The following is a 19148-nucleotide window of genomic DNA, read 5'->3' on the forward strand; positions in this document are numbered from 1 at the left end:
AAATAGATATATAAAAGATTAACTAACCAAAATCAATTAATAACTAAAAACCAATTAACACATGAAAAAAGTATTTTACATTTTAGCCGCGACGTTAACGAGTTCTTTTGCTTTTGCCCAAGATGATGAAACAAAAACTTCGCCGGCAACAACTTGGGGAGGGTCTGCAGATGCTTACTATAAATATGATTTTTCGAAACAAATGAACGGATTAACGAGCTTTACCAACTCACAGGATTCGTTTGAATTAGGAATGGCGTCGATAGAGGCAGGACATACATTTGGAAAAGCTTCTGTTTTTGTAGACTTAGGATTTGGAAAAAGAGCAGGAGAGTTCTCCTATAATGAAACAACTGATAAAGATATAACAGCAAAATTTTTGATAAAACAATTGTTTTTTACTTATCAAATCACAGATAAATTTAAAGTCGTAGCAGGTAGTTTTGGAACTCATATTGGATACGAAGTTTTAGATGCTGTCGATAATAAAAACTATAGTATGTCTTATGCTTTTTCTTATGGTCCATTTTTTAATACTGGTGTAAAAGCACAATATACTTCAGGAAAGTTTACTGCAATGTTTGGTATAACAAATCCTACTGATTTTAAATCGGCTATGGATGCGGGTTCTACTCAAAAAACATATATAGGTCAATTAGGATATATTGGTGAAACTGGAAGTGCTTATTTGAATTTTACTTCAGGCAGCAGTAATCCATCTTCTTTAGAGAATAAAACACAGTTTGATTTTGTTGCATCAAAAACAATAAGCGACAGCTTTGGACTTGGATTTAATGCAACGTACGCTAAAACTAAAAATGATATTTCAAGCGTAGATGATGGTGAGTGGTTTTCTTTAGTAGGTTATGCAAACTATGCATTTTCTCCATCATTACTTTTAGCTTATAGAATGGAATATTTTGATGCAAAAAGTGCTGCTCCAAGTTTAGGAACTCTAACTGGATCAAATGTTTTTGCTAATACAGCCTCTTTAAATTATAAAGTTGGAAAACTGACTATTATTCCAGAGATAAGATACGATGCCGCATCAGAGGACATTTTTTTAGATAAAGATGCTGCTCCAACTGGCGGATCATTCTATGCTCTCCTTGCTACAACATACTCTTTCTAGAGATAAAGATTGATATTTTTTTTTTTTTTTGGAGCTGTCGAAACATATTAATGTTTTGGCAGCTTTTTTATTTGAATGTCTTGCTCTTTTGTTGCAGATAAAAAAAAAATGGAAAAAGATTTACGCACTTTATTTAGTGTTTTTGCCGTAGTATGTTAATTATAGGTAATTAAGGAAATGTCATAGTATGAGGATTTCTAATCTGCATTTAAACTCGTTTTTTAAGTTTTGATAATTGGTGTTTGTGCTGGCGGATTATGGAAACTAAAAGGAACAAAAAAAGCGCATTTCTAAAATTGTAGAAATGCGCTTTTTGTATTTTGTGAATACAATTTATTGAACTTGTTTTTTATAAATCGAATAAATAGTGTCTATTGTTTTTCGGTCTAAAGTGGCAGTCACATCAGTTTGAATGTAGTGCAGTTTAAATGCCATAATAGCTGCCGAAAGATTTTTGGTGTTATATCCTATTATTCTAAGTGCAGGTTCTATTTTAAAGTCAAAAGGAGCTTCTTCTAATACAACATCAGGCCAAATTCCAAAACCTTTTTCGGCTAAAGTTTTCCAAGGAAACAAAGCACTTGGGTCTTGTTTTCTACCAGGAGCAATATCAGCATGTCCTAATATGTTTTGTGTTGGAATATTGTAATCTTTTTTAAGCTTGGTTAAAAGTGCTACTAAGCTGCTGATTTGAGCTTCAGTAAAAGGCTTGAATCCATTGTTGTCAAGTTCAATACCAATTGAAGTAGAATTCAAATCAGTATTTTTTCCCCAAGTAGCATTTCCTGCGTGCCAAGCTCTTAGATAATCGTTTAGCATTTGAACTACTTTTCCATTTTCAGAAATGATATAGTGCGCGCTGACTTGCGTTTTAACTTTAGTAAAAGTATTAATCGTTTGCTGAAGTGAATCTTGAGCAGTGTGATGAATGATAATAAAGCTTGGTTTTCTTAAGTTAAAGTTTACTGTACCAACCCATTCTGTATTTATTCCATTTTGTAAAGCAGTAGATCCTGTTTTTGATAAAGTATCTTTAATAATGCCTAATTGAGCAGCATAAGAAGTATCAATGATTACTGGAGTTATTGGCGGAATTGATTGTGGTTCTTTGCTTGTAATCTGATTTTCCAGGGTTTTAAGCTGTTGATCATAAGCTTTTTCGGTATTCTTGTAAGGATTTGTTGAGCAAGAAGTAATTATAATTGCTAAAAATAGATAACAAAAATGTTTTTTTGCCATGGTTAGTTACATTTTATCGTGAAGTTTGAGCAATTATTCTTGCGCTTTTTCTACAGGTTTGTCTTCTTCTTTTTCTTTGTTATCTTTTGAATCTTTTTTCTTTTTTGATTTAGAAGGTTTTTTGATTTCTTTAAAGTTTTCCATGAAAGTCGTATACTTTGTAACTTGATCAGGATTTAAAAAAGCACCTATTTTTTTATTTGTACTTTCTCTTAGAGCTTTTATTTGTTCAATTTTTACTTCTTGACTGCTGCTTTCATTTTTTAAAAGAATGCCTTGTTCTCTCATACTGTCGGCCAAAACATTTGTTATTGCAATTACCTGCAATTCATCTAAGTTAACAGCTGGTTTCATTTGTTCAACAATTAGTGCGGCAGTTTCTTCTACAGGAACTTCTTTAGGTTTGCTTGGGGTGCTTTGTGGTCCTTGCATCATGCTTCTGTCCATGCCCATTCCGCCGCCTCGTCCGTAACCATTTCCATAACCGTTTCCGTAACCATTTCCATAGCCATTTCCATAACCATTTCCGTATTGAGCTGAAACAGAATTGAAGCAGAATATGGTGAAAACCAAAAGAAATAAAGATTGTGTAGCTTTCATATAAAAAGTTTTTATCTAAAATTGATAATTATTTAGGTAAATTTAAGCAGGTTCTCCGTATAAATCAAATTCTGTAGCTTCAATTATGCGTATGTTAACAAATTCTCCTGTTTTTACATAATGTTTAGAAGCGTCTATTAAAACTTCATTGTCAACATCAGGGCTGTCAAATTCTGTTCTTCCTACAAAATGTGCGCCTTCTTTTCTGTCGATAATGCATTTGTAAACTTGTCCTACTTTTTCTTGATTTAAATCCCATGAAATTTGCGACTGTAATTCCATAATTTCATTGGCTCTTGCTTGTTTTACATCATCTGGAACATCATCTTCAAGTAAGTAAGCATGTGTGTTTTCTTCATGAGAATAAGCAAAACATCCCATTCTGTCAAATTTCATTTCCTGAACAAAATCTTTCAAAATTTCAAAATCTTCCTGAGTTTCACCTGGATATCCAACAATTAAAGTGGTTCTGATTGCCATTCCAGGAACTGCAGCGCGGAAATCTTTTAATAATTGTGTTGTTTTAGCTTGTGTTGTACCACGACGCATTGATTTTAAAATAGAATCTGAAATATGCTGTAATGGAATATCAATGTAGTTACAAATTTTAGGTTCGCGTTTCATTAATTCCAAAACATCCATCGGGAAACCAGTAGGATAAGCATAATGCAGACGAATCCATTCAATGCCTTCAACTTTTGCTAATTCTTCTAATAATTCGGCAAGATTTCTCTTTTTGTAAAGGTCTAAACCGTAGTATGTTAAGTCTTGAGCAATTAGTATTAATTCTTTAACGCCGTTTTTTGCTAAACCTTGTGCTTCTTTAACTAATTTTTCAATTGGTTGTGAAATATGTGATCCACGCATCAACGGAATTGCGCAAAAACTGCAAGGTCTGTCGCAGCCTTCGGCAATTTTTAAATAAGCGTAATTTTTAGGAGTTGTCGTTAATCTTTCCCCTAATAATTCATGTTTATAATCGGCGCCTAAAGCTTTTAACAGCTGCGGTAATTCTGTTGTACCAAAGTATTGATCTACATTTGGGATTTCTTTTTCTAAGTCTGGTCTATAGCGTTCAGATAAACATCCAGTTACAAAAACTTTATCAACTAAACCTTTGTCTTTTTTGTCAGCATATTCCAAAATCATATTAACCGATTCTGCTTTTGCATTATCAATAAACCCGCAAGTGTTGATTACAATAATGTTTCCTTCATCCTTAGTGGCTTCATGAGTAACTTCTTTACCATTTGCACGAAGTTGTCCCATAAGGACTTCACTATCATATACATTTTTTGAACACCCAAGAGTGATTACGTTAATTTTGTTCTTTTTTAAAGACTTGGTTCTCATACTTTTATAAATTGGAGTGCAAAATTACACTTTTTTATTCAAACAGCGCTTGTTTCGATTCTATTTAGGTGTTTTTTGTGACGTAAATTGTGTTGTGCGCTGCGTTTTTTTTGCCTCGAGACAGGCTTTTTTTGTTGGGGATAAAAAAAATCCGTCAAGCAGGAACTTGACGGAAGTTTTGTTATTTAGTTTGTTTTCAAATTACAATTCAAATAATAAAGTCAAAGTAACATTGTTGAGTTTTGATGTGATATTGGCGCCGTCCGTAAAACCTTTGCTAAAGAAACCTTGGTTTGATTTTCTTTCAGCATAAGAATAAGCTAAGTCTAATTTTGTACCTCCAAAATTATAACCTAATCCTCCAGAGTAACTGTTTAGTTCTCCAATTGTAGTTTTGTTTTTATAAGGGCTTCCTTCGTATCTGTATCCGCCTCTTAAGCTCAATTGGTTTATTTTGTATTCTGCTCCAATTCTTAGTTCTCCATTATTAGTCAGCTGATTGCTGATGTCATTGTTTACACCTCTAAAACCTGGATCGTTAGTAGGTTTGTATTTAGTGTTTCCATAATCTTTAATAGCATAATCAACACTGATTAAACCTGATTTTCCAAATATATACGCTGCGCTAAAAGTTGTTTTTCCGGGAGTTTGCAAAGTGTACGACTCGTAAACATTAATAACGTTAGGGTTTATGTCTGCAAATTTCTCAGGTCCATTTGCGGCTTGTGTGGTTGTATGAAGACTTTGAGAAACTTCATCATAAAGTTCGTACCAAGTGTTTGATTCGTAAGCTAATCCAAGTCTGAAAGAGTCTGTTACTTTGGCAATTGCACCAAGCTGGAACGAAAATCCGTTTCCATAAGTATAAAGTTCGTTGTTAAAACGTAAATTAGAAATGGTTTCAGTAGGTTCTAATGGGTTTGAATTGTCTTCATAGAAACTGCTTGATCTTCTGTAATCAGTAATGTGAGCGTTTAAATTTGCTCCAAAATAAATACGATCTTTATAAGAAGTTGAAATATTAAAGCTTAATTTACTGTTGTATCCTCTCGCGTAAATTTCGTTTTCGTGATAGTAATTTCCGCCTGCAGGAACGTTAGAAGTGTATTGAGTATTGTTTTTGTCTAATGGATTTACTGGGTTTATGACAAAACCATAATATCCAAAATAAGCTTGCTGCTCATCGTAAAATTGATTTTTATAAGGTATTCCAGTAATGTCTCCTAATGGAATTCCGTTTGCATAAGTAAGGAAGTAGTTGTCTATAGAATTAGTTGGATTTGTTCCAGCTGAGAAAACATTGTTGTTGAAGTTGTTGGTGTTTTCGTAGGTTGCTCCAATCGCAATTTTTTTCCAATTGTTGTTTGGATTCCTGTCATTAAAAACAAAGATGGCGCCCACTTGATTTAGGATAAATGAATTGTCTTTATCGGAAGTTTGGGTTCCAAAGTAATTAGAATTATTTTTAATATTCTGATTGCTAAAAGTTACACCCATCTGATTGTTTATGAAAATTGCAGATCCTGCAGGATTTACGCTAATTGAGGATAAATCCCCGCCTAAAGCTCCAAATGCTCCGCTCATTGCTCTAAATCTCGCCGTTCCTGTTAAGTTGTCTTGCGAAAAGCGTAAAGCATCAGAAACTTCCTGAGAATGTGAGATGCTGACAGTTAGTCCTGTAATTAATAGGAAGAGTATTTTTTTCATTTTGGTATGTTTTTGTGTGATTTTAGATTGGTAAAAGGGAGGGGAAGGTTATCTTCTTCCTCCTCCGCCTCCACCGTAAGATCTTCCGCCACCGCCACCGCCGCCAGACGATCTCATGCTTCCTCCGCCGCTGTTCATTGAACGTGATGGGCTAGGAGAGTAAGTTCTAGACGGGCTGCTATTGGTATTGTTGTAGCTTCTATTAGTTGTAGAGCTTGATCTTCTATTTGAATAATCGTAGCTGTTACTTTGTCCTTGTGTTGTGCTTCTTCTGTTTGTAAATGTTGGGCTTGTTGTGTAGTTTCTGCCGTTTGCATTAGAACTTCTTCTGTAGTCAGAATAGCTGTTTGTTCTGTTCGTGTAGTTTCTATCTGTTGTATAGCTTCTGTTGTTATAGCTTCGGTTGTTGAAACTTCTGTCAGTATAATTTCTGTTTGAAGAGTAGTTTCTTCCAGAAGCAAAGTTTCTGTTTGAGCTGTAGTTTCTACCGCTTCCGTAGTATGCTGCAGAACCTCTTCTTCCGTAATTGTAAGAGTAGTTTCCATAATAACGTGGTCCCCAATATCCAGGATAGCCCCATCCAGGTCCCCAGTATCCAGGATATCCCCAAGCATAACCAGGGTATCCCCAGTATCCGCCGTAGCCCCATCCGTAGTATGGATATCCGAAACCAAAACCAAATCCAAGTGACCATGTTGGGTCAGAATATACATTTATAGAAACTTCAGATGGACTGCTTCCCCATGCTGGATAAGCGTTTGATGCAACTTGTGTACTGTCATTTTGAGAGTAGTTGCCGTAGCTGTCTACATCTGTAAAAATTTCCGTAGGCTGGTTGTCGTCTTGAAGAGATCTGAAATAATCTTTATATTGATTGTTTGTGTTAGATGTGTTTGTTTGAACGTATCTAGTGGTTGAATTACCATAGACTCCGTCATTATCATTATAAGATGTGTTTTGGTAAGAACCACACGAAGCAAGCAGAAAACTCAATAGTCCAATTAAGTAAAAATGACTTGAGTTTTGACGTAGAGTAATATAAGTTTTCATATCTGTGGTGTTTTTTATTGTTGCACATTACAAAAATAGTTAGTTTTGTCAAACTATTTAGTTAAAATAATTAAAACAAAATTTGTGCCAAACTATATAATATGAGTAAGAACCTCACTACAAGATCAGAAGATTATTCGAAATGGTATAACGAGCTGGTTGTGAAAGCGGATCTAGCTGAAAATTCAGGAGTTAGAGGCTGTATGGTAATTAAGCCATATGGTTATGCGATTTGGGAAAAAATGCAGGCTGAGTTAGATCGAATGTTTAAAGAAACAGGACATCAAAATGCTTATTTTCCTTTATTTGTTCCAAAAAGCATGTTTGAGGCTGAGGAAAAAAATGCAGAAGGATTTGCAAAAGAATGTGCTATTGTTACGCACTATAGATTAAAGAATGATCCTGATAAGCCGGGGAAATTAATGGTTGATCCAAATGCTAAACTAGAAGAAGAACTTATTGTTCGTCCAACAAGCGAGGCAATTATTTGGTCTACATATAAAGGGTGGGTACAGTCTTATAGAGATTTGCCATTGCTAATTAATCAGTGGGCAAATGTTGTTCGCTGGGAAATGCGTACGCGTTTGTTTTTAAGGACCGCAGAGTTTTTGTGGCAGGAAGGGCATACGGCTCATGCAACTAAAGAAGAAGCTTTGGAAGAATCTGAGAAAATGATGAACGTTTATGCTGATTTTGCTGAAAACTTCATGGCAATTCCAGTTGTAAAAGGTTTTAAAACCGAAACAGAGCGTTTTGCAGGTGCTGATGAAACTTATTGTATTGAAGCATTAATGCAGGATGGAAAAGCTTTGCAAGCAGGAACGTCTCACTTTTTGGGGCAGAATTTTGCAAAAGCATTTGATGTGAAGTTTGCAAATGCCGAAGGAAAGCAAGAACACGTGTGGGGAACTTCTTGGGGTGTTTCTACTCGTTTGATGGGGGCTTTGGTTATGACGCATTCAGATGATCAAGGATTAGTGCTTCCTCCTAATTTAGCGCCAATACAAGTAGTGATTGTTCCAATTCATAAAACAGATGAGCAATTGGCTCAAATTACAACAGCTGTTAATGAATTAACTGCTAAATTGAGAAAGCTTAAGATTTCTGTGAAATATGATGATAGAACAACTCAAAAACCTGGATTTAAATTTGCGGAGTGGGAGTTGAAAGGTGTTCCTGTTAGAATTGCAGTTGGTCCAAAAGATTTAGAAAACGGAACATTTGAAGTTGCCAGACGTGATACTTTGACAAAAGAGGTTGTTTCTGCTGAGGGAATCGTAAATTATGTAAATGATTTATTAGAGCAGATTCAAACGGATTTATTTAACAAGGCATTAGGGTATCGTAATACGCATATTACGGAAGTAAATAGTTTTGAGGAATTTAAAGAAGTCTTAGAAGGAAAAGGAGGGTTTATCTCTGCTCATTGGGATGGTACTGCTGCGACTGAAGAGAAGATAAAAGATTTGACAAAAGCAACGATTCGATGCATTCCTTTAGATGCTGTTGAAGAGGCTGGATCCTGTGTGTTTACTGGGAATCCATCTTCAAAAAGAGTGCTTTTTGCTAAGGCATATTAAAAAAAAATAAAAAATTTTGCATCAGCTATTGTACAGCTAAAAAATAGATGTATCTTTGCATCCGCATTAGAGAAATACATGGTCCGTTCGTCTATCGGTTAGGACGCCAGGTTTTCATCCTGGTAAGGGGGGTTCGATTCCCCCACGGACTACTTTTTTTTCTGCGAATAAGTTATTTAACTTGATGTAATGGTCCGTTCGTCTATCGGTTAGGACGCCAGGTTTTCATCCTGGTAAGGGGGGTTCGATTCCCCCACGGACTACAAATTCAATTTTATATAAATTGAAGAAAACTTAGAGGAAAATTGGTCTGTTCGTCTAGGGGTTAGGACTCCAGGCTTTCGTCCTGGTAACAGGGGTTCGATTCCCTTACAGACTACAAAAATTAGTTGTGAATAAGTTTTGTAAAATAAAAATTGGTGTCTCGGTTTTTGTTTTATTAGTTAAAACCAAAGTGATTGTTTTGCAATTGTGGGAGGTTTTTCTTTTTTAACTAGTACTTATAATAATTATTACATCTAAAAATTAAAACAAAATGGCAAATCATAAGTCAGCATTAAAAAGAATCAGAAGTAACGAAAAAAGAAGAGTTCTTAACAGATATCAACACAAAACTACTCGTAACGCTATTAAAGCATTAAGATTAGCTACTGATAAATCTGATGCTACTGCAAAATTATCAACTGTAATTTCTATGATTGATAAATTAGCTAAAAAGAACATCATTCATGATAATAAAGCTTCTAACTTGAAGTCTAAATTAACGAAACATGTTGCTAAATTGTAATTAATTACAATTTCCTAAATATTAAAAAGTCCTCTTTTAGAGGACTTTTTTGTTGTTTAAAAATGAAAATCTTAAATTCAGTTTTAGGAGAGTTTTGAGTTTAATATTCTCTAATTGTATCTTTTGTTCGATTTTAGGAGTTAGTAATATCTGGTTTTTAATCGATGTCTATTTTCTTTTTGAGATATTCTAACATGGCCAGCGTAATTGGTTTTGAAAGAAAATCTATTATTATAGGGTATTTTTTTGCTTTGGCTAAATCGTCAGGATCAATTGTAGAAGATAATACAATGACTTTTGCACTGTTGAACTCTTTGTAGTCAGGTGAAATAAAATGATCTAGAAATTCCCATCCACTCATAACGGGCATGTTTAAATCTAAAAAAATCAGCTCTGGTTTTTTGTTTACCTTATTTTTATTATTGGTGTATTTTAAGGTGTTGAAATGGAGTAGTGCTTCTTCACCATTTTGAGCAGTGATAATTTCATGTGAAAATGATGATCTTGAAATTACTTTTTTGCATAGCATTAATGTAATTGGGTCGTCGTCAATGCATAAAATTTGCTCAAGCATGGTGTTTAGTTTTTAAATGTTATCGTAAATGTTGTGCCTTTGTTGACTTCGCTCTCAATACTAATCGTTCCGCCCATGGTTTCTACTTGAGATTTTACAAGATATAAACCTAGTCCTTTGCTGTCTGGATAATTGTGGAATCTCTGATAAAGGCCGAAAACCTTATCGCGATTTCGGTCTAGATCTATTCCAATTCCGTTGTCTTTAAAGGTTAATGTAACTTGTTGGTCAATTTGTTCGGCGGTTATCGATATTTTTAATTTACGGTTTTCGGACTTGTATTTTATTGAGTTTGTAAGCAGGTTGAGTAAAATGCTTTCAATGTAAGCCTTGTTTGTATTTAATAAAGGGACTTTTTCGAATTTTAATTTAATAATTGGTTTATGTAGTTCAATTTGAAAAGAAAGCTGGCTGAAAACATTTTCAAAAACTTCTTTTAACGAAACTTCTTCTTTTTGCATAGAAGGATTGTCTTTTATAATTATGACTTTTACTAAATCATTAATTGTTTCATTTAATAAATGAGTTGATTTTGTAAAACCTCCTAAAATCTCTTGCAGTTCAGTATTCTCGATAGGAATATCTTCAATAAGATTTAAAAGTCCAATTAAGTTAGATAATGGAGCTCGTAAATTATGTGATGTGATGTATGAGAATTGTTTTAAGTCCTTATTGTTTTGTGTTAGTTCACGAATTAAATGCTCTTTTTCAGTTTCCAGTGTCTTTTCGTCAGTAATATCCCTTTGAATAGAAATCCAATGTGATATCAAACCTTCGTTATTAAAAATAGGAATCATAGAGAAGCGTACCCAGTATTCTTCTTTTTTCTTAGTGTAACTAATTGTTTCTATCAAGCATTCTTCTTCATTTTTGATGGCTCTTAAGAGTTTTTTTAGTTCATCTGAGTCTGATTTTGGTCCTTTGAAGATATTTGGAGATTTTCCGATTATTTCATTTGATCCATAGCCAGACATTTGAGAAAAAGCTGGGTTAACATAAACTATTTTTGGTATTTTACGATCGACAGAATTGGCTTCGGTAATTAAAATTGAATCTTTAGATTGTGTGATTACGGTTTCTAGTAGTTTTAATCGTTGTTCTTCTTCTTTTTGTTTGGTAATATCTTGAATTGCACCAATCATTCTGATGGCTCTTCCGTTTTCATCTTTTAGTAAAAAACCTCTGTCTAAAACATATTTGTAACTTCCATCCGCACATCTAAAACGGTATTGATCCTGCCATTTTTCTGTTTTTTGCTCAATAAAAGAGTACAGTTTAATAGACATTCTAATACTATCTTCTGGATGAATTTTGTCAAACCACCACTTTGAAGTTTTTCCAACTTCTTCAGGGTTGTATCCAAAAACGCTCTCAATTCCTTTGTTCCAATTTATTCGGTCTTCTTGTATTTTCCAATCCCAAATAGTATCACTTGTTGCTTTTGCAACGATGTCATATTTTTCGTTGGATTCTTTTATTTCTTCGTTTGTTTTTTTTAGTTTCTTAAAAATAGAAATATTTCTATTTTTATTTTTTGTGAGTATGTATTTGAAAATAAGTCCTGTAGTCAGGATAAGAAAAATGTCCTTTAAATAAAATAAATAAGAATATTTTGACTGAAAAAAGTATTTAATGAGTAGATTATGGCACACTGTTGCCATAATTAGTGATATGATAACGTAAACAAGAGTAATTAGGAGAGTTTTACTTTTCATTACTCAAATATAGTTAAATTAACCATAACTAAACAATAAGTAAAGTTCATTTTGATGCCTAATTTAACATTGATTTAATGAACTAATTACTTGTATATACGCAAACTATCACAGAAACGTTTTTTTTTAGAAAATAAAGTGTACTTTTGCACCCATTAAAAAACACAAATGGAATCTATTAGAAATATTGCAATTATTGCCCACGTCGATCACGGTAAGACCACTTTGGTTGATAAAATTATGTATCACTGTCAATTATTTCGTGACAACGAAAACACAGGTGATTTAATTCTTGATAATAACGATTTAGAGCGTGAGAGAGGTATTACTATTACTTCTAAAAACGTTTCTGTTCAATACAAAGGAACAAAAATCAACATTATCGATACTCCTGGCCACGCGGATTTTGGAGGTGAAGTAGAACGTGTATTGAACATGGCCGATGGTGTATGTTTATTAGTGGATGCCTTTGAAGGTCCTATGCCGCAAACTCGTTTTGTATTACAAAAAGCTATTGATTTAGGTTTGAAGCCTTGTGTAGTTATCAACAAAGTTGATAAAGAAAACTGTACTCCTGAAGAAGTTCATGAAAAAGTTTTTGACTTAATGTTTGAATTAGGTGCTACAGAAGAGCAGTTAGATTTTCCAACTGTTTATGGTTCTGCTAAAAACAACTGGATGTCTGACGATTGGAAAAACCAAACAGAAAACATTGAGCCTTTATTAGACATGGTTATTGCTAATGTACCAGCTCCTAAAGTTTCTGAAGGTACTCCGCAAATGTTAATTACATCTTTAGATTTCTCTGCTTTTACTGGGCGTATCGCAATTGGTCGTTTAGAGAGAGGTATTTTGAAAGAAGGTATGGCAATCTCTTTAGTAAAGAGAGATGGTACTATTACAAAATCAAGAATCAAAGAATTACATACTTTTGAAGGTCTTGGACGTAAAAAAGTAGCAGAAGTAATTGCTGGTGATATTTGTGCCGTAGTTGGTATTGATGGTTTTGAAATTGGTGATACTATTGCTGATAACGAAAACCCTGAAGGTTTAGCTTCTATTGCTATTGATGAGCCTACAATGAGTATGTTGTTTACAATTAATGATTCACCTTTCTTTGGTAAAGAAGGTAAATTTGTAACTTCTCGTCATATTAGAGAAAGATTGACAAAAGAATTAGAGAAAAACTTAGCAATGAAGTTAGGTGAAACTGATTCTGCAGATAAATTTATGGTTTTTGGTCGTGGTGTACTTCACTTATCTGTTCTTATTGAAACAATGAGAAGAGAAGGTTATGAGTTACAAATTGGTCAACCGCAAGTTATCATCAAAGAAATCGATGGTAAAAAATGTGAGCCAATTGAAGAATTAACAATCGATTTACCAGAAAACCTTTCAGGTAGAGCAGTTGAATTCGTAACAGTTCGTAAAGGTGAAATGTTAAGTATGGAGACTAAAGGTGAGCGTATGATCATTAAATTTAATATTCCTTCACGTGGAATTATTGGTTTAAGAAATCAATTGCTTACTGCTACGGCTGGTGAAGCTATTATGTCACACCGTTTCATTGGATATGAGCCTTACAAAGGAGAAATTTCTGGACGTAACAAAGGTTCATTAATTTCTATGGAAAAAGGAAAAGCTATTCCTTATTCTATCGATAAATTACAAGATCGTGGTAAGTTTTTTGTTGAACCAAATGCTGAAATTTACGAAGGTCAGGTAATTGGAGAAAACTCTCGTAGTGATGATATGTGTGTGAATGTAACTAAAGAGAAAAAACAATCTAACGTTCGTTCATCTGGAGCTGATGAAAAAGCTAGAATTATCCCTCCAATTATTTTCTCTCTTGAAGAAGCTTTAGAGTACATTCAAAAAGATGAGTATGTAGAGGTTACACCAAAATCTATTCGTCTAAGAAAAATCTATTTGACTGAAACTGATAGAAAAAGATTTAAAGTTTAATAATTTTAAATTTCAATATAAAAAATCCCAAATTCCAGTATGGAGTTTGGGATTTTTCTTTATGGTTTAAATTCGAATTTTATGTAATTTGAATTTAAAATTTAGGTGTTAGATTTAAATGTTTTATCTTTTTAAACTAAAATGGCCTTTTACGCTTTTACCATTTACAAAGGTCAAAGTAAACCAATAATCATCAGAGGGAAGCTGCTGACCATTAAAAATACCATTCCAGCCAATGCTGTTTTGATTCATTTCTTTCAGTAATTTTCCGTAGCGATCAAAAACATAAATTTTAAAATTTGGAAGATGTTCGATGTCATTGATAAACCATAAATCATTATAACCGTCTCCGTTTGGTGTGAAAAATCTTGGATAATCAAGTACATATATAGTAATGTTATTTGATAATCCGCAGCCATTTTTGTCTCTGGCAATAGCATTATAAGTGCCGGCAGCTACTCTGGTAAATAACGGATCATCTTGAAACGTAACACCGTCTAATGAAAATTCGTAGTCTCCAACTCCAGTATATTCTAACAAAACTGAATTATCGTTTCCTGAAAAATCTTTTACAGTCGACCCTGTCAATGTTGCAGGTTCTGATAAAATAACTTTGAAGGTTTTAGTTTTTTTACAGCCATTTGCATTTGTTACAGTTACAGCGTAATCTCCCGGTGCAGTAACAGTTAATGAATTTGTGGTATTTCCCGGTGCAGTATTCCAAGAATAACTGTTAAAACCAGAATCTACAGTTAGCGTTACATCACTATTTTTACATACAAAAACAGATTCATTTTCAAAATTTGGCGGGTCAAATGTGTTTATCACAAGAGGAACTGGAATAATGTCGTAGCAATCTGGTCCGTTTACAACTCTGCCATAAATAGTTTGATTGAATGCAGTTGTGTTTCTAAAAATATTTGGTAACTGATTTGTTTCTGTTACAGCATCATTTGCGGTTGCATAGTAATTAACAGTTAATCCAGTTGCAAGACCAAGCTGTTGTGTAACATCTCTATCCAAATCAAATTGATACAATCCGTCTTGAATTTGATCTTGGTCACAAGTACTTATCGGATTTGGGTCAGTAATAGATGTATTTGCAATTTCTAAAGTTACTTGAGCAATTTTAAAGCATCCAAATTGATTTTCAAGACGAGCGTAAACAATTTGATTAGGTGCATTATTAATATATCGGTTTGGAGATGCAATTCTATTTGTTTTGTTCTGAGCATCAGTCAGTGTTTCATAAAAGCCTTCATTTAAAATCGAAGCAACATTATTTTTTACGATATTGTTTACTTTGTTTAAATCAAAAATAGAAATGCCATCTGTATTATCATCACATTGTAGTAGAGAGGTATCTGTTGACTGTATTTCTAAAGCATAGTCTATTTTTATTTCTCCTGATAATATGCACGTTGTACTTATTACGGTGGCTTCAACTACATAATTTCCTGCGTCTGTAACTTCATAAGTTGGATTTGTACTTAATGTAATAGAAGGATCGTCTTTTTTATACCATTTAAAAGTATAATCTGCAGCTGATAGTTTACTGTCTAAAGTAATTCTTTCTCCAAAACAGGCAGGATTGTTATTTGCAATTGTTCGATCTTCTCCAAGAACAATTTTAGAAGCAAAACTTCCTGCTTCAAGAAAAATTGCTGAAGTTTGGTATCTAACGTCAGCATCGCCGATTACAAGTTTTACATGATATTTTTTTCCTGCAGTTACCGTGCTGCTAGCAGTCATTACGACAGTTTGTCCAGCAAAATTTATAGGACTTGTATTTGTATTTCGTCCGTTAAAGTAACTTTCATTTGAAGCTGCACAGCCAGGATAGCTAATGCCGCCAACACTTGATCCCGGATCAATTTTTGGATGAATATTTACTGAAGAAACAGGCGTATTTGTATTAGGGATTACTGCTAAATTTTTATAAGGGTCTGCAGTTCCAACTTCTTTGATTAAAAAAGCAAATCCATCAGAATATCTGCATGGAAAATCATATTGATATTCATTTGAAGCAAAAATATAATTAAAGCTCAAGGAACTTGTGTTTGCAATAAAATCGAATTCCAGCACCGTTGTATTTATTGAATTAATACCAAGTGTTTGATCCAGATCGGTGTCACGACCCCATGAAATACTATCATCAGAACCGTCATTTGGGTTACTAACAAAGGGGCCGATTGCACTTTGAGCTGTTGAAGTTGCCAAAACGATTCCTTCTCTAAAAGGAAAACTACTTCCGTTACTATTAAAATAAGCGAAACTCTGTTTTCCAGGTCTAAAATTATCGCCGCGACCTGTTGAATTTGAGGCATTGGCACATGAACTATTAACTAAAATATCTTCAATTAACTGTGTTGGTGTTTTTGTATCGTCAATAGTTATAACCTGCGCATTCATCTTTGCGGATAAACAGCATAAAAATAGAATAAATAAAAAACGTTTTGCTGGAATCATAGTATAACAAATATACTATAAATCTCGATTTTTTAATAGTTTGTAAGAAAAGTAAATAAACAAAAAAGTCCAGATTAAAACAATCAATATCGAAGTATAACTTACACTGTAATCTTTGACATCATTTACGCCCATTTGCGCTCCGATATTTTTAATAACTGAAAGTCTTGAAAAGGGTTCTATAATTAAGTTTGACATTGCTTCCAGTGGAAAAAACTTCATTATAGTATATCCAGTCGTGCTTTCAGGAAATATTTTGAAAACTAATAGACCTTTTGCAATACCTTCAAGGATACTCCAAACTAATAAAAATCCCAAAGCAAATGCAGATCGTTTTACCAAGATTCCTAAAAACAAACAGAAAGAAAAGAAACCAACCAATTTTACAAAAAAGGCAAGCAAATAATCTAAATCCATGAAAATGACATCAAATTCAGTGTACGATGAAAAGCTTAATCCAAGCAGTAAACTCATTACAAAAACAAAAATGGTAGAGCATAATGCAAAAAGCACAACCGTAAGAAACTTAGATAGAATAAACTCTTTTTTGCTTAAACCATCAATTAAATTTTGTTTTAATGTGCCGTAGCTGTATTCATTTGCCATCATTGAAACAATTACAATAGCAAGAAAAAATTTCAGCCATGCTGCGATATAGGTGTTAAAATGCCAGATAAAAGGAAAGTTAAAGATTCCCATTTCGGCCAAATGAAATTTAAAAACACCTAGATCAAATTTTATAGATGCAATTAATGCAATAAATGAAAGAAGGATAAAATAAGTTAAAGTAAGAATCTTGCTGGCTTTATTTTTCCAAATTTTCTGTAATTCTATAGAGACAAGTCTGTTCATGGCTTAGTTATTTTTGATGGTGGCTTTTTGAGTTAGTTCTAAAAATTGTGCTTCTAAACTATTTTTGCGTTTTACCAAATGGCTCAAAGCAATATTTTTAGAGAACAAATACAAATTCAGTTCAGAAGCTGATAAATCGGATTTCAGATTTACCAAAATTTTTCCATCTGATTCTTTGATTTTATCTACAGCTGGATGCTCTGTTAGAACTGATTTTAAAGCTAAATTATCATTTGCCTGTAATTCGAAGAAACTTTCATTAGCAGACATGCCATCAACTGATCCTGAATATAAAATTTCGCCTTTGCGAAGAACAACAACGTGCGAGCAAACTTTTTCGACTTCGTCTAGTAAATGCGAAGCCAATAAAATGGTTGTTCCGTGCGATGCAATTTCTTTAATAATATCTCTAATTTGATGAATTCCCTGTGGATCTAAACCATTTGTAGGTTCATCTAAAATTAGAATTTCTGGATCATTTAATAGTGCCGATGCAATTGCAAGACGTTGTTTCATTCCTAAAGAAAAAGTACTGAATTTGCTGTCTTTTCTTTCGGTTAAACCTACAAGAGTCAGTTTTTCATTTATTTTAGAATAATCAATGCTTTTTATTTTGCAAACCAGTTTCAGGTTTTCTTCAGCAGTCATGTACGGGTAAAAGTTGGGACGTTCTATAATAGCGCCAACCTTTTTTAAAGCTTCGTGCGTTTGCACTTTACCGTCAAACCATTTGTAATCGCCGGAAGTTTTATTTACAACATTCAAAACGATTCCTAAAGTGGTTGATTTTCCGCTTCCGTTTGGACCTAAAATTCCGTAAACATGTCCTTTTTTAATGCTAAAAGATACATTTTGAAGCGCATTAATGCGTCCGTACCTTTTGCTGAGATTCTCGATAGTTAATATGGTTTCCAAGTTAATTGTGGTTTTAGTTTTTTAGTAAGACGAAGCAAGTGGGATATTGTTACGCCAAATTTATTTTTATCATCTTATTCGTGTAAATTTGTAATAAAGATATTCAAAATGAGCGAACCATTAATGGTGCTAAAGAAACCTACTTACCCTTTAACACGTCCATTATTAAGTTATTTAGAACGATACGAACGAATTTCGAAAGTATCTGTGTTCTATGATGACTTATTGCGTTTTTCGGGCTCGGTCAATGTATATGATAAAAATGAAACGGATACTTTGTGGATTCGGGTTTATTACAGCGAGTTCGAAAGAAATGAAATCGATTTGAATCTGAAGAAAATTTATTCGCTTTTACATTCTGATGGAAATAGTGATATCATTCAGTTTTTAAATATTGATGCAATTGACTATTGTACTTTTGGAAACTCAAAACCGTTTCGAATTAAAGTTCGTAATATTTTGAATGACAATTATGTTCATTTTTATATCAAAAAAGCAGATGCTTCTAGGATTTACGGACTTGAATTGGAAGATATTCTTTCGCCTGATAAAATTAACTTTTTGGTTTATAAAGACACTTTAATCGAAGAGCATATTATAGGTATTCCGGGCGATGTTTTTATGGATACTTTATTGCACAATTGTACTGAAACCGAAAAATCTCAGATTGCAAAGGAGTTTGTAAAGTTTAATGAACGTTGTATGATTAGGCTTTTAGGCGATATGCGTGCTTATAATTATGTAATTGTGCCCATTCACGATTTTGATCAAGTAGTTTATAAAATTCGTCCAATCGATTTTGATCAGCAGTGTTACGAAGGAAATTTTAAAGTGTATCGTCCGCAGTTTTTTAAAGAAAATTATCCAATGATGCAGCTCATAAAAGAGAAATTAGAAGATCGATCCATTATTCAGTATAAAGATGAAGAAAGAGCGATTCTAGCAAAGCGTATACATTCAGCCGAAACGAGAATACATAAATTGCTGAATATAATGTGTCACGATACCATTTCGACCGAAGAACATTTGAATCAATTGAAAATGGAATTGTATCGATATACAAACGATATGAAATTTAAAAATGCTAAATCGATGGGGCATATTATGCATGCAGCATTCGAATTTATTACGCGTAATTTTAAAAACACAAACTTAGTTTAAAAGGATAAACCATATAAGTTATATAAGTTCATAAAGGCAAAATTTGAAT

15 protein-coding genes and 3 tRNA genes are annotated in these 19148 nt (G+C 33.4%); 8 read left to right on the forward strand and 10 right to left on the reverse strand.

Annotated elements, in window-relative coordinates:
* Positions 1 to 61: 61 nt before the first annotated feature.
* Positions 62 to 1132 carry an outer membrane beta-barrel protein gene (locus ACHRVL_RS16155; protein ID WP_089052950.1) on the forward strand — a complete coding sequence of 357 codons (1071 nt, stop codon included), beginning with the start codon at positions 62 to 64 and terminating at the stop codon, positions 1130 to 1132.
* A 333-nt stretch (positions 1133 to 1465) separates the two neighbouring features.
* On the opposite strand, the gene ACHRVL_RS16160 is transcribed toward ACHRVL_RS16155, so the two are convergent.
* From ACHRVL_RS16160 to ACHRVL_RS16180, 5 genes are all read right to left on the reverse strand, one after another.
* Positions 1466 to 2371 carry an N-acetylmuramoyl-L-alanine amidase gene (locus ACHRVL_RS16160; RefSeq protein WP_089052951.1) on the reverse strand — a complete coding sequence of 302 codons (906 nt, stop codon included), beginning with the start codon at positions 2369 to 2371 and terminating at the stop codon, positions 1466 to 1468.
* 33 nt (positions 2372 to 2404) lie between these two features.
* Positions 2405 to 2971: a hypothetical protein gene (locus ACHRVL_RS16165; RefSeq protein ID WP_395414391.1), complete on the reverse strand. Its 567-nt coding sequence runs from the start codon at positions 2969 to 2971 to the stop codon at positions 2405 to 2407.
* Between the two features lie 42 nt (positions 2972 to 3013).
* Positions 3014 to 4324: a 30S ribosomal protein S12 methylthiotransferase RimO gene (gene rimO, locus ACHRVL_RS16170; protein WP_089056222.1), complete on the reverse strand. Its 1311-nt coding sequence runs from the start codon at positions 4322 to 4324 to the stop codon at positions 3014 to 3016.
* Between the two features lie 201 nt (positions 4325 to 4525).
* Positions 4526 to 6031 carry an OmpP1/FadL family transporter gene (locus ACHRVL_RS16175; RefSeq protein WP_395414394.1) on the reverse strand — a complete coding sequence of 502 codons (1506 nt, stop codon included), beginning with the start codon at positions 6029 to 6031 and terminating at the stop codon, positions 4526 to 4528.
* A gap of 48 nt (positions 6032 to 6079) precedes the next feature.
* Positions 6080 to 7081 carry a hypothetical protein gene (locus ACHRVL_RS16180; RefSeq protein ID WP_395414396.1) on the reverse strand — a complete coding sequence of 334 codons (1002 nt, stop codon included), beginning with the start codon at positions 7079 to 7081 and terminating at the stop codon, positions 6080 to 6082.
* Between the two features lie 101 nt (positions 7082 to 7182).
* On the opposite strand from ACHRVL_RS16180, the gene proS reads away from it, so the two are divergent.
* The 5 genes from proS to rpsT all read left to right on the forward strand — a co-directional run bounded on the left by proS (position 7183) and on the right by rpsT (position 9448).
* Positions 7183 to 8661: a proline--tRNA ligase gene (proS, locus tag ACHRVL_RS16185; RefSeq protein WP_395414399.1), complete on the forward strand. Its 1479-nt coding sequence runs from the start codon at positions 7183 to 7185 to the stop codon at positions 8659 to 8661.
* 80 nt (positions 8662 to 8741) lie between these two features.
* Positions 8742 to 8813, forward strand: a tRNA-Glu gene (locus tag ACHRVL_RS16190).
* Positions 8814 to 8852: 39 nt separating this feature from the next.
* Positions 8853 to 8924 (forward strand) — tRNA-Glu (locus tag ACHRVL_RS16195).
* 44 nt (positions 8925 to 8968) lie between these two features.
* Positions 8969 to 9040, forward strand: a tRNA-Glu gene (locus tag ACHRVL_RS16200).
* A gap of 156 nt (positions 9041 to 9196) precedes the next feature.
* Entirely contained in the window at positions 9197 to 9448 is a 252-nt protein-coding gene (gene rpsT / locus ACHRVL_RS16205) for a 30S ribosomal protein S20 (RefSeq protein WP_089052957.1), read from the forward strand.
* Between the two features lie 157 nt (positions 9449 to 9605).
* Here the strand turns inward: rpsT and ACHRVL_RS16210 are convergent, their stop codons facing one another.
* Both ACHRVL_RS16210 and ACHRVL_RS16215 read right to left on the reverse strand, forming a co-directional pair.
* A complete protein-coding gene (locus ACHRVL_RS16210) occupies positions 9606 to 10022 on the reverse strand; it encodes a response regulator (protein ID WP_395414401.1) in 417 nt (138 codons plus the stop codon).
* A 5-nt stretch (positions 10023 to 10027) separates the two neighbouring features.
* Positions 10028 to 11737 carry a PAS domain-containing protein gene (locus ACHRVL_RS16215; RefSeq protein WP_395414403.1) on the reverse strand — a complete coding sequence of 570 codons (1710 nt, stop codon included), beginning with the start codon at positions 11735 to 11737 and terminating at the stop codon, positions 10028 to 10030.
* A gap of 168 nt (positions 11738 to 11905) precedes the next feature.
* Between ACHRVL_RS16215 and typA the strand changes: the two genes are divergently transcribed.
* Positions 11906 to 13702: a translational GTPase TypA gene (gene typA / locus ACHRVL_RS16220; protein WP_395414406.1), complete on the forward strand. Its 1797-nt coding sequence runs from the start codon at positions 11906 to 11908 to the stop codon at positions 13700 to 13702.
* Positions 13703 to 13825: 123 nt separating this feature from the next.
* On the opposite strand, the gene ACHRVL_RS16225 is transcribed toward typA, so the two are convergent.
* Genes ACHRVL_RS16225 through ACHRVL_RS16235 form a run of 3 tightly spaced genes read right to left on the reverse strand, consistent with a single transcriptional unit; the run spans position 13826 to position 17938 of the window.
* Entirely contained in the window at positions 13826 to 16171 is a 2346-nt protein-coding gene (locus tag ACHRVL_RS16225; protein ID WP_395414408.1) for a choice-of-anchor L domain-containing protein, read from the reverse strand.
* A gap of 15 nt (positions 16172 to 16186) precedes the next feature.
* On the reverse strand, positions 16187 to 17023 hold the full coding sequence (locus ACHRVL_RS16230; protein ID WP_395414410.1) for an ABC transporter permease: 837 nt from the start codon (positions 17021 to 17023) through the stop codon (positions 16187 to 16189).
* Between the two features lie 3 nt (positions 17024 to 17026).
* The gene (locus ACHRVL_RS16235; RefSeq protein ID WP_395414412.1) at positions 17027 to 17938 is read right to left on the reverse strand and encodes an ABC transporter ATP-binding protein; all 912 of its coding nucleotides are present in this window, start codon (positions 17936 to 17938) and stop codon (positions 17027 to 17029) included.
* Between the two features lie 108 nt (positions 17939 to 18046).
* Here ACHRVL_RS16235 and ACHRVL_RS16240 point away from each other — a divergent pair, with 108 nt between their 5' ends.
* Positions 18047 to 19099, forward strand: coding sequence for a hypothetical protein (locus ACHRVL_RS16240; protein WP_089056212.1), 1053 nt, complete (start codon positions 18047 to 18049; stop codon positions 19097 to 19099).
* Positions 19100 to 19148: the final 49 nt, after the last annotated feature.

Origin of the sequence: Flavobacterium sp. FlaQc-28, assembly GCF_044007415.1 — a bacterium.
Classification (GTDB): Bacteria; Bacteroidota; Bacteroidia; order Flavobacteriales; family Flavobacteriaceae; genus Flavobacterium.